Origin of the sequence: Streptomyces sp. NPDC059957 (assembly GCF_042730015.1) — a bacterium.
Lineage (GTDB): Bacteria > Actinomycetota > Actinomycetes > Streptomycetales > Streptomycetaceae > Streptomyces.
In genome coordinates, this window is record NZ_JBHWMB010000026.1 from 55664 (window position 1) to 70730 (window position 15067).

Here is a 15067-nt window from a genome sequence, read left to right on the forward strand (position 1 = left end):
AGGCCTGGTGCGTGTTTGACACGTCGTTGGATCTTCAGTTCATGAACGTTCAAACCCTTGACGGCCCCGGCGCCGGGCAGTTCACTCACGCTTCGATCCCCCCGGATCCACAACGTCAGGAGTAGCCCCGCATGCCCCTCCTCTCCGCTCACCCGCCCCACCCATCGCGTCACCCATCGCGTCGCCCCTCGCGACCGTCCCGGCTGACAGTCGCCTCCCTGGCGGCCGCTCTGGTCGCGGCCCTCCTCGTGCTCCTGCCGGGCACCGCGGCGACCGCCGCACCCACGCTCCTCTCCCAGGGCAAGGCCGCCACGGCCTCCTCCGTCGAGGGCGCCGGCACCCCCGCCTCAGCGGCCGTCGACGGCAACAACGGCACCCGCTGGTCGAGCCAGTTCGCCGATCCGCAGTGGATACAGGTCGACCTCGGCGCCAGTGCACAGCTGAGCCAGGTCGTCCTGCGCTGGGAGACCGCCGCCGCGAAGGCGTACCGCGTCGAGCTGTCCACGGACGGCGCGAACTGGTCCACGGCCTACTCCACGGCCAACTCCGCCGGCGGCGTCCAGACCCACGACGTCACCGGCAACGCCCGCTACGTCCGCGTGTACGGAACCCAGCGCACCACCGGATACGGCTACTCGCTCTGGGAGTTCCAGGTCTACGGAACCGCCGGGGGCACCGGCCCGACCCTCCCCGGCGGCGGTGACCTCGGCCCCAACGTGATCGTCTTCGACCCGTCCACGCCGAACATCCAGGCCAAGCTGGACGAGGTCTTCACCCAGCAGGAGTCGGCGCAGTTCGGCTCCGAGCGCTACCAGTTCCTCTTCAAGCCGGGTACCTACAACGGCCTCAACGCCCAGATCGGCTTCTACACCTCGATCTCAGGCCTCGGGCTGAACCCGGACGACACCACCATCAACGGCGACGTGACCGTGGACGCGGGCTGGTTCGGCGGCAACGCCACCCAGAACTTCTGGCGTTCGGCCGAGAACCTCGCCGTCAACCCGGTCAGCGGCACCAACCGCTGGGCCGTCTCGCAGGCCGCGCCGTTCCGCCGGATGCACATCAAGGGCGGCCTCAACCTCGCCCCGAACGGCTACGGCTGGGCCTCGGGCGGCTACATCGCCGACTCGAAGATCGACGGCCAGGTCGGCAACTACTCGCAGCAGCAGTGGTACACCCGTGACAGCTCCATCGGCGGCTGGTCCAACGGCGTCTGGAACCAGGTCTTCTCCGGCACCCAGGGCGCTCCCGCGCAGAGCTTCCCGGAGCCGCGCTACACCACGCTCGACACCACCCCGGTCTCCCGCGAGAAGCCGTTCCTGTACCTGGACGGCTCCGAGTACAAGGTGTTCGTCCCGGCCAAGCGCGTGAACGCACGCGGCACTTCCTGGGGCAACGGGGCGCCGCAGGGCTCCTCGATCCCGCTGAGCCAGTTCTACGTGGTCAAGCCCGGCACGAGCGCCGCGACGATGAACCAGGCACTGGCCCAGGGCCTCAACCTGCTCTTCACTCCGGGCGTCTACCACGTCGACCAGACCATCCAGGTCAACCGCGCGGACACGGTCGTCCTGGGCCTCGGCCTCGCCACCGTCATCCCGGACAACGGGGTGACGGCGATGAAGGTCGCCGACGTCGACGGCGTGAAGCTCGCCGGTTTCCTGATCGACGCGGGCCAGGTCAACTCCCCCACCCTGCTGGAGGTCGGCCCGGCCGGCACCACCACGGACCACGCTGCGAACCCGACCACCGTCCAGGACGTCTTCATCCGCGTCGGCGGCGCCGGGGCCGGCAAGGCCACGGTGGGCATGGTGGTCAACAGCCACGACACGATCGTCGACCACACCTGGATCTGGCGGGCCGACCACGGCGACGGGGTGGGCTGGGAGACCAACCGCTCCGACTACGGGTTCCGCGTCAACGGTGACGACGTGCTGGCCACCGGCCTGTTCGTCGAGCACTTCAACAAGTACGACGTGGAGTGGAACGGCGAGCGCGGCCGCACGATCTTCTTCCAGAACGAGAAGGCGTACGACGCCCCCAACCAGGCCGCGATCCAGAACGGTTCGATCAAGGGGTACGCCGCCTACAAGGTCGCCGACTCGGTCAACACCCACGAGGGCTGGGGTCTGGGCAGCTACTGCTTCTACAACGTCGACCCGACGATCCGTCAGGACCACGGCTTCCAGGTCCCGGTGAAGCCGGGCGTGAAGTTCCACGACATCCTCGTGGTCTCACTCGGTGGCAACGGCCAGTTCGAGCACGTCATCAACAACACGGGCGCGCCGACCTCGAGCACCTCGACCACCCCCTCCACCGTCGTCTCTTTCCCCTGATCACCCCCTGACCCCCGGTTCGCGGGGCGGCTGCCGGCCGCCCCGCGTTTTCCGGGCCGCCTGAGAGAGCGCTCTCCCAACCCGGGCCTCTCTCCCTCCCTCCCTCAAAAGGAGCTGAACGATGAATCTCCGACCGCGGACCCTGTCCGCATTCCTGGTCTCGGCGGCCATCGCCGTGACCGCGGCCGCCGGTCTCGGCGCCACAGCGCTCACCGCGCAGGCGACACCCGACGCCGGCACCGTCCACACGAACATGAACCACGCCGCCGTGGCCCCGCTCGCCGGCGGCGACGACCCCGACGGTGACGGCTACATCCCGGCCGTTCCGCAGGTCACCGGTGTGACCCCGTCGTGGAACAACCCGCCGGACCGCTACTTCCACGAGTTCCAGGCCAACTGCTCGGTCACCAAGACCGCACCGGACGACCCGATCGTCTACGCGGGCCGTCCCGGCGCCTCCCACGACCACACCTTCATGGGCAACACCGGCACGAACGCCAACAGCACCACCGCCTCGCTCAGCGCCGGAAGCACCGCCTGCACGGCGGTCGGCGACCTGTCCGGCTACTGGATGCCGACGCTCTTCAACGGCAGCCAGAAGGTCCTGCCCACCGGTCCCCAGGTCATCTACTACAAGACCGGGGTCACCGACTACACGAGCGTGCGTCCCTTCCCCAAGGGTCTGCGGTTCCTCGTCGGAAGCCCGACCCAGACCGCCGCGGAATTCCGCGGGCACAAGGGCTGGGTCGAAGGCTGGGAGTGCGGCGACAGCTTCAAGAACACCGAGTTCCCGGCCGACTGCCCGGCCGGTACCCAGCTCAACATCCGCATGCAGTCACCCAGTTGCTGGGACGGCAAGAACCTCGACGTCCCGGACCACAAGGCGCACATGGCCTACCCGGTCACCAAGCCCGGCAACAACGACAACGTCTGCCCGGCCTCCCACCCGGTCGCGGTGCCGATGGTCGAGTTCAAGATGGCCTTCCCCGTCAGCGGGGACATGTCGCAGGTCAGGCTGTCCAGCGGGTCCGGGCACTCCTTCCACTACGACTTCTTCAACGCGTGGGACGAGCGGACGCTGAAGGCCATGGTCGACCAGTGCATCAAGGGCGGCCTGCAGTGCAACAACCGCGGCTTCGACCAGTACCACCCGGAGGCCGGCACCGTGCTCGGCCCCGACGGCCGCCTCCCGTAAGCACTCCCCCTCCCCCCACCCCCTCCCAAGGAGGTTCCTGCATGCTCACCCGCATGCGCAGCACCGTGGCGACCGCCGCCCTGCTCGCGGGCGCCGTCACCCTCGTCCCCGCCGGCCCGGCCCAGGCCGCCGGCAGTGTGGTCAAGGTGACCGGCTCCCAGGGCAACTGGCAGCTGACCGTCAACGGTTCTCCGTACCTCGTCAAGGGCGTCACCTGGGGCCCCTCCCCGGCCGATGCCGCGCGCCTGCTCCCCGACGTGAAGTCGCTGGGCGCCAACACCATCCGCACCTGGGGCACCGACGGCAGCAGCGCCCAGTTGTTCGACGCCGCCAACGCGAACAACGTCAAGGTCGTGGCCGGCTTCTGGCTCCAGCCCGGCGGCGGTCCGGGCAGCGGCGGCTGCACGAACTACGTCACGGACACGACGTACAAGAACAACATGCTGGCCGAGTTCACCAAGTGGGTGCAGACCTACCGCGACAACCCGGCCGTCCTGATGTGGAACGTCGGCAACGAGTCGGTGCTCGGCCTGCAGAACTGCTACTCCGGCACCGAGCTGGAGAACCAGCGCAACGCGTACACGACCTACGTGAACGACGTGGCGAAGGCCATCCACCGCATCGACGCCAACCACCCGGTCACCTCCACAGACGCCTGGGTGGGCGCATGGACGTACTACAAGCGCAACTCCCCGGACCTGGACCTCTACGCCGTCAACGCCTACAAGGAGGCCTGCGGGGTCAAGCAGGCCTGGCAACAGGGCGGTTACACCAAGCCCTACATCATCACGGAGACGGGTCCGGCGGGTGAGTGGGAGGTTGCGAACGACGCGAACGGCGTCCCGCTGGAGCCCGGCGACCAGGCCAAGGCCGACGGCTACACCAACGCCTGGAACTGTGTCACCGGACACGGGGGCGTGGCCCTGGGCGCCACGGTGTTCCACTACGGCACCGAGTACGACTTCGGCGGGCACTGGTTCAACCTGACCCCGGCCGGGGAGCGCCGCAAGATGTACTACGCGGTCAAGCGCGCCTACGCGGGCAGCACGGCCGGCGACAACCTCCCGCCGACCGTGTCCGTCCCCTCCGTCCCCGACCCGGGCGCCGTCCCGGCCGGAAAGGAGATCACCATCCAGGCCCCGGCGACCGACGCCGAGGGCGACCAGCTCGCGTACGAGGTGCTCTGGGGCAGCAAGTACGTGGACGGGGGCGGCGGCCTGATCTCGGTGCCGTCGACCCACCTGGGCAACGGGACGCTCAAGGTCACGGCCCCCGCGAAGACCGGTGCGTGGAAGCTCTACGTCAAGGCCAAGGACGGCCGCGGCAACGTGGGCGTCGAGCAGCGCTCGGTGAAGGTGGTCCCGCCGCCGGTGTCGGGCACGAACGTGGCGCTGAACCGGCCCACGACCGCCTCGACCTTCCAGAACGACGGCTACGGCGGTTGCCCGTGCGGTCCGCAGCTGGCCACGGACGGCAACAACACCACGCGCTGGGCGACGACTTGGTCCGATGCCCAGTGGCTCCAGGTGGACCTGGGGTCGGTGAAGCAGCTGAGGCACGCCCAGCTGGTGTGGGAGACCGCTTACGGCAAGGCGTACACCATCAAGGTGTCGGACGACGGCCAGAACTGGCGGACGGCTTACGCCACTTCCAACGGTGACGGCGGCATCGACGACTTCGACATCTCCGCGTCGGGCCGGTACGTACGGCTCGAACTGGCCCAGCGGGGCACCGGCTACGGCTACTCCCTGTTCCACTTCGGCGTCTACGCCTGATCCCTGGCCCGACGCCCCGCACACTCCGCGCGCCGCCCGAACCTGACCCGGGCGGCGCGCGGTTCTGCGTTCCCGGCCGAGCCTCCGCCGGGCTCAGACCTCCAGGACGATCTTCCCGGCGGTGTGTCCTTCACGGCTGAGCTCGAAGGCGGCCGGCAGCTGCGCGAGCGGGAAGGTCTCGGCGACGGTGACGGTGAGCTGTCCGGCGTCGGCCAGTCGGCCCAGCTCGGCGAGGTCTGCGCCGACGGGCCGTACCCACATCCACTGGCCGCCCGAGCCGAGCACGGTGTGGTCGGCGATGGAGGCGTGCCGGCCGCCCTCGGCCAGTACGGCCAGGGTGGTGTCGAGGACTCCCCCGACGAAGTCGGCGACGACGGTGACTCCGTCGGGTGCCAGCGCGCGGACCCGGTCCGCGAGGCCGTCGCCGTACTCGACGGGTTCGCAGCCCAGCTCGCGCAGCCGGTCGTGGTTGCGCGCGGAGGCGGTGCCGATGACGCGGGCCCCGAGCGCCCGGGCGATCTGCACGCCGAGGGAGCCGACGCCGCCCGCGGCGCCGTGCACGAGGACGGTGTCCTCCTTGCCGGTGTCCAGGCGCGTGAGCAGCTGGTACGCGGTGAGGCCGGCCAGTGGCAGCCCCGCGGCCTGCTGCCAGGTCAAGGAGGCGGGCTTGGGGGCGAGGGCCCGTACCGGCACGGTCACGAACTCGGCGAAGGTGCCGCCGTGGACGTAGTCCTTGCGGGCGTAGGCGACGACCTCGTCGCCCGCCGTGAACTCGGGGGTGTCGATGCCCACGTACTCGACCGTGCCGGCCACGTCCCAGCCGGGGACGACGGGGTACACGACGTCCATCAGGCCGTCCAGCCCGCCCGCCATGATCTTCCAGTCGACGGGGTTGACGGAGGCGCACCTCACCCGCACGAGGACCTCGCCCGGGCCGACTTTGGGCACCTGGATCCGGGTCTCGGAGAGCACCTCCACTCCGCCGTACGTGTCGTACGTCATCGCCCGCATCGTGCCCTCTTGGTCCTCGGACATACCTCTCGCCTCTCCGTGAGCCGGTCGCGTGCCCCCCGGCCCCCATCCCACCACGAAGAGCCGCGCCCGCCCCGGGGGGGGGGGCGAGCGCGGCGCGGCGGAGCGGTTCCGGGGGGGAGGGAAGGAGGGCGCGAAGGGCTGGGGAGGCTACAGGGCGCGGTGGGCGGCGATCACGTCCGCGTAGTGGTGTCCGCTGGTCTTCACGGTGCGCTGCTGGGTCTCGTAGTCCACGTGGACCAGTCCGAACCGCTTGTCGTAGCCGTAGGCCCATTCGAAGTTGTCGAGGAGGGACCAGGCGTAGTAGCCGGCCAGCGGTGCGCCGCGGCGGGCGGCGCGGGCGCAGGCGGCCAGGTGGGCCGTCAGGTACGCGGCGCGCTCGGGGTCGTGGACGCTGCCGTCGGGGGCGACGGTGTCGGGGTAGGAGGAGCCGTTCTCGGTGATGAGGATGCGCCGGGCCCCGTACTCCTCGGTCAGCCGCATGATGAGCGCTTCCAGGCCGTCCGCGTCGACCTCCCAGTCCATGCCGGTGCGCGGGGCGTCGGGGCGGTCGATCATCCGGGCGTAGGGGGCGGCGCCGTGCGGGTCGGCGGTGACCACCTGCGGGAAGTAGTAGTTCAGGCCGATCCAGTCGAGCGGGGCGGCGATGGTCTCCAGGTCACCGGGCTGCTCGGGGAGGTCGACCCCGTAGACCTCCCGCATGTCGGCGGGGAAGCCGCGGCCGTGCACCGGGTCGAGCCACCAGCGGTTGACGTGGCCGTCCATCCGGCGGGCGGCCGCGCGGTCGGAGTCGCTGTCGGTGGCGGGCTCGACGGTGGAGAGGTTGTTGACGATGCCGATCTGCGCGCCGGGTGCTGCGGCACGGATGGCCTGTGCGGCCAGGCCGTGGCCGAGCAGCAGGTGGTAGGAGGCGCGTACGGCGGCGGTCAGGTCGCTCTGGCCCGGGGCCATCCTGCCTTCGAGGTGGCCGATCCACGCCGAGCAGAGGGGTTCGTTGAGGGTCGCCCACTGGGTGACGCGGTCGCCGAGGCGCTGCGCGACGATGCCGGCGTACGCGGCGAAGTGCTCGGCGGTGGCCCGCTCGGGCCAGCCTCCCCGGTCCTGGAGGGCCTGCGGCAGGTCCCAGTGGTAGAGGGTGACCGACGGTTCGATGCCGGCGGCGAGCAGGCCGTCGATCAACCGGTCGTAGAAGTCGAGGCCCTTGGCGTTGACCGGGCCGTCGCCTCCGGGCAGGACACGGGGCCAGGCGATGGAGAGCCGATAGGCGTTGGTGCCGAGCTGCCGCATCAAGTCGATGTCGCCCCGCCACCGGTGGTAGTGGTCGCAGGCGGTGTCCCCGTCGTGGCCGCCGTCGATGGCGCCGGGGACGCGGGTGAAGGTGTCCCAGATGGAGGGGGCGCGACCGTCCTCGGCGACGGCTCCCTCGATCTGGTAGGCGGAGGTGGCGGTGCCCCAGACGAAGTCGCGCGGCAGGGCGGAGAGGTCGATGGCGTCGCGGGCGGTGTCGGGAGTACCCGCGTTGAAGCGTTCTGCGTACAGGGTCATTTGACGGCTCCTGCCGTGAGTCCGGCCACCAAGTACCTCTGCAGGAGCAGGAATCCGGCGACGATGGGGATGCTGACGACGAGCGAGGCGGCCATGATCTGGTTCCAGTAGACGTCGTTCTGCGTGGAGTAGCCCTGCAGTCCGACGGCGAGGGTCCGGGTGGCGTCGTTCGTCATGACGGAGGCGAAGAGCACTTCGCCCCAGGCCGTCATGAAGGCGTAGACGGCGACGGCGACGATGCCGGGTACGGCTGCCGGGATGACGACGCGGAAGAGCGCGCCGAGCGGTCCGCAGCCGTCGACGGTGGCGGCCTCGTCGAGCTCGCGGGGCACCGAGTCGAAGTACCCGATGAGCATCCAGATGGAGAAGGGGAGGGAGAAGGTGAGATAGGTGAGGATCAGGCCGCCGCGGGATCCGTAGAGGGCGATCCCGGTGGTGTTGCCGATGTTCACGAAGATCAGGAACAGCGGAAGCAGGAAGAGGATCCCGGGGAACATCTGGGTGGACAGCACGGTCACGGTGAACAGGCGCTTGCCGCGGAACCGGTAGCGGCTCACCCCGTACGCCGCGAAGATCGCGATCACCACCGAGCAGACGGTGGCCGAGCCCGCCACGATGAGCGAGTTCACGAAGTACTTGGCGAGCGGGACCGTGTGCCAGATGTCGATGTAGGGGCGGATGGTGAGCCCGCTGGGGATCCAGCGGAACTCGCCCGCCACGTCCTTGAGGGGTTTGAGCGAGCCGGCGGCCATGACGTAGACCGGCAGGGCGACGAAGCCGGCGAGGAGCGTGAGGAAGACGGCCCGGATCACCTTGAACGACATCGGCGGGTCGAGGGGTGATCTCGTACGGGCCTTCGTGCGCGGGCGGCCGTGCAGGGCGGCCCGGCTGTTGCGGTCAGGCATCGGCTTCCTTCCGTCCCCGGGTCGTGACGAACAGGTAGACCGCGGTGACCAGCAGCAGGAAGAGCAGCAGCAGGACGGACATGGCCGAGCCGGTGCCGAAGTTCCAGGTAACGAAGCTGGATTGGTAGATGTGGATGGAGATGAGGTCGGCCGCTTCGGGCGCCGATTTGCCGAACAGGACGAAGGGGGTGTTGAAATCGTTGAAGGTCCACAGGAACAGCACCAGGATCAGGACCTGGTTGACGGCATTGACCGACGGCAGTGTGATCCGGCGGATCTGCTGCCAGGTCCCGGCCCCGTCCAGCGCGGCCGCCTCGTAGAGGTCCTTGGGGACGTTCTGGAGCGCGGCCATCACGATGAGGAAGGCGAACGGCCAGCCCTTCCAGACGGACACGATCAGCAGGGCCCAGAAGCTGTTCTCCCCCAGCAGCCAGAAGGTGTGCTCGGCGCCGCCGAGGCCCAGCTGGTCGTGGATGACGTGGTTCACCAGGCCGTTGTCCCGCTGGAACATGAACGCCCAGGTGATGACGGCCGCGTAGCCGGGCAGCGCGTAGGGGATCAGGAACAGCCCGCGCAGGAGTCCGCGACCGCGGAAGGTCTCCTGCATGAACACGGCGGTGGCGGTGCCGAGGAACCAGCACAGGGCCACCGAGAGCAACGTGAACAGGCAAGTGGTGAAGAAGGAGCTGAGGAGCGCCTCGCCGACGGGCTTGTTGATGTCGACGGCGAGTTCGTAGTTGTCGAAGCCCGACCAGGGGGCGCTGGACCAGTCCCGGATGAAGAACTGGGTCAGCTGCCGGAAGCTCATCACGATGCCCATCACCATCGGCACGAGGTGGACGAGCAGTTCGAAGAACAGGGCGGGCAGGAGCAGGAGGTAGGGCAGGGCGGCGCGGCGCAGGCGCCCGGTGCGGCGTACCCGGGCAGTGGTACGCCGCACCCTTCCCGCCGTGGCGGAGGTCATGAACGGTTACTCACTTCTGCATCTGCTGCTGGGCCTTGGTGAGCTTCGCCTTGACCGACTCGGTGGTCACCGGACGGCCGGCCGCGGCGTCGGCGAAGAGTTCCTTGACGGCGGTACCGACCGCGGTCTCGAACTGGGACTCCTCGGGGACCTGCGGGAGCGGCGCGGCGCTGGTGGAGAGGGTGTTGCGGAGTACCGTCAGGTCCTCCGTGCCGAAGGCGGGGTGCGTCTGGGCCGCCTTGACCGGCGGGATGGAGCCGTAGGTCTGGTTGAGGATCTTCTGCTCCTCGTCGCTGGTCATGAACTTCACGAACTTCAGGGAGCCGTCGATGTTGTCGGTGTTCTTGAAGACGGCCAGGTTGATGCCGGCGACCATGGAGTTGACGTTCTTGCCGGTGCCGGGCGCGCCGCCCGCCGGGACGGGGGCGGGAGCCACGCCCCAGTCGCCCTCCTTCATGCCCTGGGCCTTGAAGCTGCTCGCCGCGTTCTGCCACAGGACCATCGCGGTCTTGCCGTTGGCGAAGTCCTGGAGGGACTGGTTCTTGTCGTACTCGGCGTTGCCCGGGGCGATGATCTTGTCCTTGGCCATCAGGTCGACGTACTGCTTGACGGCGTCGACGTTGGCCGCGCTGTCGAAGGTGGGCTTGCCGCTCGCGTCGAAGAACTCCGCGCCGTGCTGCTGCGAGAAGACGAAGGCCTGGTGGATGTTGTTCGAGAGGTTCGCGCCCTCGGCGCCCAGGGCCCACTTGCCGTCCTTGGACAGCTTCTGGCCGACGGTGACCATCTCGTCCCAGGTGGCCGGGGGCTTATCGATGCCCGCCTCCTGGAACATCTTCTTGTTGTAGTAGAGCGCGTACGACATCGAGTACAGCGGGACGGCGGCCGGGTCCTTGCCCTTGGCGCCCGCCGAGCCTATGGCGGACTCCACGAACCGGTCCTTGCCGCCGATCGCCTCGAAGTTCTTGGCGTCCCAGGGCAGCAGGGCGCCGGTGGCCTGCAGGGACGAGGACCAGGTGTTGCCGATGTTGAGGACGTCGGGGCCCTGCCCGGAAGCGGTGGCGGCGAGGATCCTGTTGAGCAGGTCCGACCACGGGACCACTTCGAGCTTGACCTTGATGCCGGTCTGCTCCTCGAACTTCTTCAGCTCCGGGCCGAGGGTCGCCTGGTCCGCCGCGATGTCGGGACCCTGGTTGGAGGCCCAGTAGGTGATCTCCTTGGGGGCCTTGTTGGAGCCCTCCGCGTCCGCGGATCCGCCCCCACAGGCGGTGGCGGCTGCGAGCATGGAGACGGTGACGGCGGTGACGGCGGCGGCTCGGGTTCTGCGCATGGCGGCTCGGTCCCTTTCGACAGGGTTAGGAGACAAGGCCGGGTCGGCGGTGCGAGTACCAGGCCCCAACCGGGTACTCGGCGACTCCGCTCTTTCCAGGCCTTAATTTAGGACGTGAGTTAAGCCTCGTGAAAGGGTCGCGTCAAGGGGTCGCGCAAGGGTATGTTGCGATCGACGTCAGGGCGGAAGGAGCCACATGACCACGGGGCGCAGTGGACGTACGGTGCGGGACCTGCGAAGGGGCAACCGCAGCGCCGTGCTGCAGCAGTTGTACTTCGGCGGGCCCATGAGCCGGCAGGAACTGGGCCCCGCGACCGGGCTGAGCTCGGGATCCGTCAGCAACGTGGTCGGTGAACTCGTCGCGGACGGACTGCTGGAGGAGGCAGGCATCGTCGACTCCGACGGCGGCCGCCCGCGCACGCTGCTGCGCGTGGCACCCGGCAGCGCGCACATGATCGGCATCGACGTGGGCGAAACCCGGGTCAGGGTCGAGCTGTTCGACCTCACCCTCACCGAACTCGCCCGGACCGAACTCCCCTTGCAGCCGCGCGGCTGCTACGACGTCGGCCCGATCGTCGACCACGTACGGACCGGGATCGCCACCGTCCTGGAGCGGGCGGGGGTGGGGACGGACCGGCTCCTGGGCGTCGGCATCGGCGTGCCCGGGATCGTCGACCGCGACGCGCCGGGCGGAACCGTGGTCCACGGGCAGACCATCGGCTGGGACGCGGTCCCGCTGGAGGCGCTGCTGCGCGCCACGGGAGCCGTGCCGCCCGAGGTCCCGTACATCATCGACAACGGGGCGCGCACGCTCGGCCAGGCCGAGATGTGGTTCGGCGCGGGGCGCGGGGCCCGGGACGCGGTGGTCGTGCTCTTCGGCTCCGGCGTCGGCGCGAGCCTGATCACCGACGGTTCCCCGGACGGCGCCACCACCGGGGGCGCACCCCTGGAGTGGGGCCACCTGACCGTGCAGGTCCGCGGGCGGCGCTGCCGCTGCGGGGCGCTGGGCTGCCTGGAGGCCTACACGGGAGCGGAATCCCTCCTGGCCCGGTGGGCGGAGCGGGGCGGCGGCGGGGACTCGGTCGCCGGGGACGAGGAGGACGCACTGGCCGCGCTGCTGGCGGCGGCCGGCGACGGGGACCCGATCGCGCTCGACGTGCTCGACGAGACCGCGGAGTACCTGGGCGCGGGCCTGTCGGACGTCATCAACCTCTTCCAGCCGGAGCGGATCCTGATCGGCGGCTGGGCCGGCCTGATGCTGGGCCCGCACATCCTCCCGGCGGTACGGGAGCACGCGACGCGCTACTCGCTGCGCCATCCGGCGGCGCGGGTCACCATCGACATGGGCTCCCTGGGCCCGGACGCGGTCACGGTGGGCGCGGCCACCCTCCCCCTGGCGGCCTTCTTCACCACGGGCGGCCGCCGCACCCCGCCGGAGCCCACGACGGAGGCCCCGGGCTGGCAGACGTCCCTCCAGACGCGCGGGGGCTCGGCCGCGCGGCGCGGGTAGGGTGCCGGGGCAGGCGCCGGGGCCGGCGCCGGCGCCGGGGCAGGCGCCGGGGCGAGTGCAGGGGCAGGCGCAGGCGCCGGGGCAGGGGCAGGCGCCGGGGCAGATGCCACCGAAGGAGTGCCGACCATGATCCTCCCCAAGATCCGGGACCCCCGGTTCACGACGATCCGCCGGGGCGGGACCCTCACCGACGCGGACCATCACCTCCTCGCCCTGTGGGCGGCAACCTGCGCGGAGCACGTCCTCGGCCTGTTCGAGGCCGCCCGGCCGGAGGACCCGCGACCGCGCCAGGCGATCGAGCACGCCCGCGCGTGGGTGCGCGGCGAGGTCACGATGACCGAATCGCGCGCGGCGGGCGGCCACGCGATGGGCGCGGCCAGGGACCTGCGCGGGGCAGCACGGCACGCCGCGTACGCCGCAGGCCAGGCCGGGGCCGTCGCCCACGTCGCCGCGCACGAACTCGGCGCGGCCGCCTACGCGATCAAGGCGGCACGCGCTGCCGCGCCGCCGGCCGATGCCGAGGCCGCGGGGCGGCAGGAATGCCGGTGGCAACGCGAGCAGCTCCCGGAGACGATCCGCGAACTCGTGCTCGACGACCAGCGGTTGCGCAACGACATCTGCTGGCAGGCCTTCGACTGCTGACCTCGCCGTTCGCGGTTTCGGACTGAACCGCGCCTCGCTCAACGGATCGGACGGCCGGGGCCGAGAATCCCCGGGTCAGCCGGTCTTGCCGATGACGCCGCGGGCCGCGAGGCGGAACTCCTTGACTGCTTGGTAGAGGGTTCGCTCGCGTTCGGCGGCGAGGGCGGTGTCCTCGGCCTTGTGGGTGGTGTCTCCCGCACGGGCGTTCTCAACCATCCGCCGCATGACGTGTGAGAGCTCGCCGGAGGCCTTGGCTATGCGATCCGCGACTTCCGCGAGGGACGACGGCCCTTCGAGGATGACGACTTCGCCGGTGCGGTGGACCTCGCGGGCCAGGGCGATGAAGCGGCCTGTCTTCTCGCCGACGTCGGCGAGGTCGGGCTGATCGGGACGCAGCGCGTCGAGGACGGCGTCCATGGCGATGTCACGGTCATGGAGAGCACTGAGGTAGCCGGCGTATGCCTCGCGGCGGTGCTCTCGGCTCCATTGGGCGTGCTGTGACCGCGCCTGGGCGCGGCCGTTGACGATTGCGGCCCCGAGGGTGGTGGCGGAACCGACGGCGGCGCCCAGCAATGCGGCAAGTCCTGAGTCCATGGGCCCCAGTCTGCCGAACTCCTCGTACATCCCGCGGGCCTGTGGCGGACCACGGGATCAGTCGGGGGTGCGGCCCGGACTGCGCCGCATCCCGACGCCCCGCCCCTTTGGCTCCGGGAGCGACCGGCGCTCACGCCGAGTCGCGGACCACCAGCTCCGGGTCGAAGAGCACTTCCACCGGGGCGGACGCCGCCGCGCCGGACACCCGGTCGAGCAGGAGGCGCACCATCTCCGCCGCCATCTCCTCCACCGGCTGGCGGACCGTCGTCAGGCGGGGCCTGGCCGCCACCGCCGCGCCGGAGTCGTCGAAGCCGACCACCGCCACGTCGTGCGGGATCCGGCGGCCGTGTTCGCGCAGCACCAGACAGGCCCCCTGGGCCATCAGGTCGTTCGCCGCGAACACCCCGTCCAGATCCGGGCGTTCGGACAGGAGCGCGCGCATCGCCTGCTCGCCGCCGTCCAGCGTGAAGTCGGCCTCGGCCACCCGTACCGCCGTTCCGGCCACCGCCTCCCGGAAGCCCGCCACCCGGTCCCGGCTCGCCGGGACCTCCGCCGGGCCGCCGATCGCGACGAGCCGTCGGCAGCCCCGGGCGAGGAGGTGCCGCGCGGCCAGCGCCCCGCCCTCGCGGTGGCGCAGGTCGACCCAGTCCAGCGGGATCCCGGGCGCGGGGCGGGCGAAGAGCACCGCGGGCACTCCGGCGCCCGCGAGCAGGCCGGGCAGCGGGTCACGGCCGTCCGTCGTCACGAGCAGGGCTCCGTCGCCGCCGCCCTGAGCGAGGTACGCGAGCACCTGGGCGCGGTCCGCCTCCCCGTCGGCGAACAGCAGTACCGGATGCACACCGCGCGGGCGCAGGGCCCGTACGACCCCGCTCACCACCCGCCCGAAGAAGGGGTCCTGGAAGACCCTGCCGGTGTCCGCTCCAGCGCCCGAGACCACCAGCGCCACCGCGCCCGAGCGCCTGGTCACCAGCGAGCGGGCCGCGCGGTTCGGCACGTACCCGGTCGCGGCGACGGCCCGCTGGACCGCCTGCTGGATGGCGGGGTCCACATTGCGGACCCCGTTCACCACGCGGGACACCGTGGCCCGGGACACCCCGGCGGCGCGGGCCACGTCCTCCAGGGTCGGGGCCGTGCCGGCGCCGGTGGCCGTACCGGTGCCAGGGCCGGTGGCCGTACCGGTACCGGTGCCGGTGGCCGTGCTCGCTGCGTCCATGGCGGCACTGTAGCCGCCCGCGCTCACGGCCC

The 15067-nt window shown here is 70.7% G+C and carries 12 protein-coding genes; 5 read left to right on the top strand and 7 right to left on the bottom strand.

Annotation, left to right across the window (positions count from 1 at the left end; genetic code table 11):
- Positions 1-131: 131 nt before the first annotated feature.
- The 3 genes from ACFWBW_RS19225 to ACFWBW_RS19235 all read left to right on the top strand — a co-directional run bounded on the left by ACFWBW_RS19225 (position 132) and on the right by ACFWBW_RS19235 (position 5303).
- On the top strand, positions 132-2333 hold the full coding sequence (locus tag ACFWBW_RS19225) for a discoidin domain-containing protein (RefSeq protein ID WP_385373924.1): 2202 nt from the start codon (positions 132-134) through the stop codon (positions 2331-2333).
- A 121-nt stretch (positions 2334-2454) separates the two neighbouring features.
- A complete protein-coding gene (locus tag ACFWBW_RS19230; protein WP_385373926.1) occupies positions 2455-3528 on the top strand; it encodes a DUF1996 domain-containing protein in 1074 nt (357 codons plus the stop codon).
- 41 nt (positions 3529-3569) lie between these two features.
- The gene (locus tag ACFWBW_RS19235; protein ID WP_385373928.1) at positions 3570-5303 is read left to right on the top strand and encodes a discoidin domain-containing protein; all 1734 of its coding nucleotides are present in this window, start codon (positions 3570-3572) and stop codon (positions 5301-5303) included.
- Between the two features lie 93 nt (positions 5304-5396).
- Here ACFWBW_RS19235 and ACFWBW_RS19240 read toward each other — a convergent pair whose 3' ends face one another.
- The 5 genes from ACFWBW_RS19240 to ACFWBW_RS19260 all read right to left on the bottom strand — a co-directional run bounded on the left by ACFWBW_RS19240 (position 5397) and on the right by ACFWBW_RS19260 (position 11076).
- Positions 5397-6314 (bottom strand): NADP-dependent oxidoreductase, encoded by a 918-nt coding sequence (locus tag ACFWBW_RS19240; RefSeq protein WP_385374004.1) that lies wholly within the window; start codon positions 6312-6314, stop codon positions 5397-5399.
- A 171-nt stretch (positions 6315-6485) separates the two neighbouring features.
- Entirely contained in the window at positions 6486-7880 is a 1395-nt protein-coding gene (locus ACFWBW_RS19245; RefSeq protein ID WP_385373930.1) for a GH1 family beta-glucosidase, read from the bottom strand.
- A complete protein-coding gene (locus ACFWBW_RS19250) occupies positions 7877-8785 on the bottom strand; it encodes a carbohydrate ABC transporter permease (RefSeq protein WP_385373932.1) in 909 nt (302 codons plus the stop codon). The genes ACFWBW_RS19245 and ACFWBW_RS19250 overlap by 4 nt, the downstream gene beginning before the upstream one ends.
- Positions 8778-9749 (bottom strand): carbohydrate ABC transporter permease, encoded by a 972-nt coding sequence (locus ACFWBW_RS19255; protein ID WP_385373933.1) that lies wholly within the window; start codon positions 9747-9749, stop codon positions 8778-8780. Before ACFWBW_RS19255 ends, ACFWBW_RS19250 begins: the two co-directional genes overlap by 8 nt.
- Before the next feature lie 10 nt (positions 9750-9759).
- Positions 9760-11076, bottom strand: a complete 1317-nt coding sequence (locus tag ACFWBW_RS19260; RefSeq protein ID WP_385373935.1) for an ABC transporter substrate-binding protein — start codon at positions 11074-11076, stop codon at positions 9760-9762.
- A 196-nt stretch (positions 11077-11272) separates the two neighbouring features.
- On the opposite strand from ACFWBW_RS19260, the gene ACFWBW_RS19265 reads away from it, so the two are divergent.
- Positions 11273-12586: an ROK family protein gene (locus tag ACFWBW_RS19265; RefSeq protein WP_385373937.1), complete on the top strand. Its 1314-nt coding sequence runs from the start codon at positions 11273-11275 to the stop codon at positions 12584-12586.
- Between the two features lie 126 nt (positions 12587-12712).
- Complete coding sequence (locus tag ACFWBW_RS19270; protein WP_385373939.1) at positions 12713-13228, top strand: putative immunity protein; 516 nt, start codon at positions 12713-12715, stop codon at positions 13226-13228.
- 75 nt (positions 13229-13303) lie between these two features.
- Here the strand turns inward: ACFWBW_RS19270 and ACFWBW_RS19275 are convergent, their stop codons facing one another.
- Complete coding sequence (locus tag ACFWBW_RS19275) at positions 13304-13822, bottom strand: proline dehydrogenase (RefSeq protein WP_385373941.1); 519 nt, start codon at positions 13820-13822, stop codon at positions 13304-13306.
- Positions 13823-13952: 130 nt separating this feature from the next.
- Positions 13953-15035 carry a LacI family DNA-binding transcriptional regulator gene (locus ACFWBW_RS19280; protein WP_385373943.1) on the bottom strand — a complete coding sequence of 361 codons (1083 nt, stop codon included), beginning with the start codon at positions 15033-15035 and terminating at the stop codon, positions 13953-13955.
- Positions 15036-15067 lie beyond the last annotated feature (32 nt).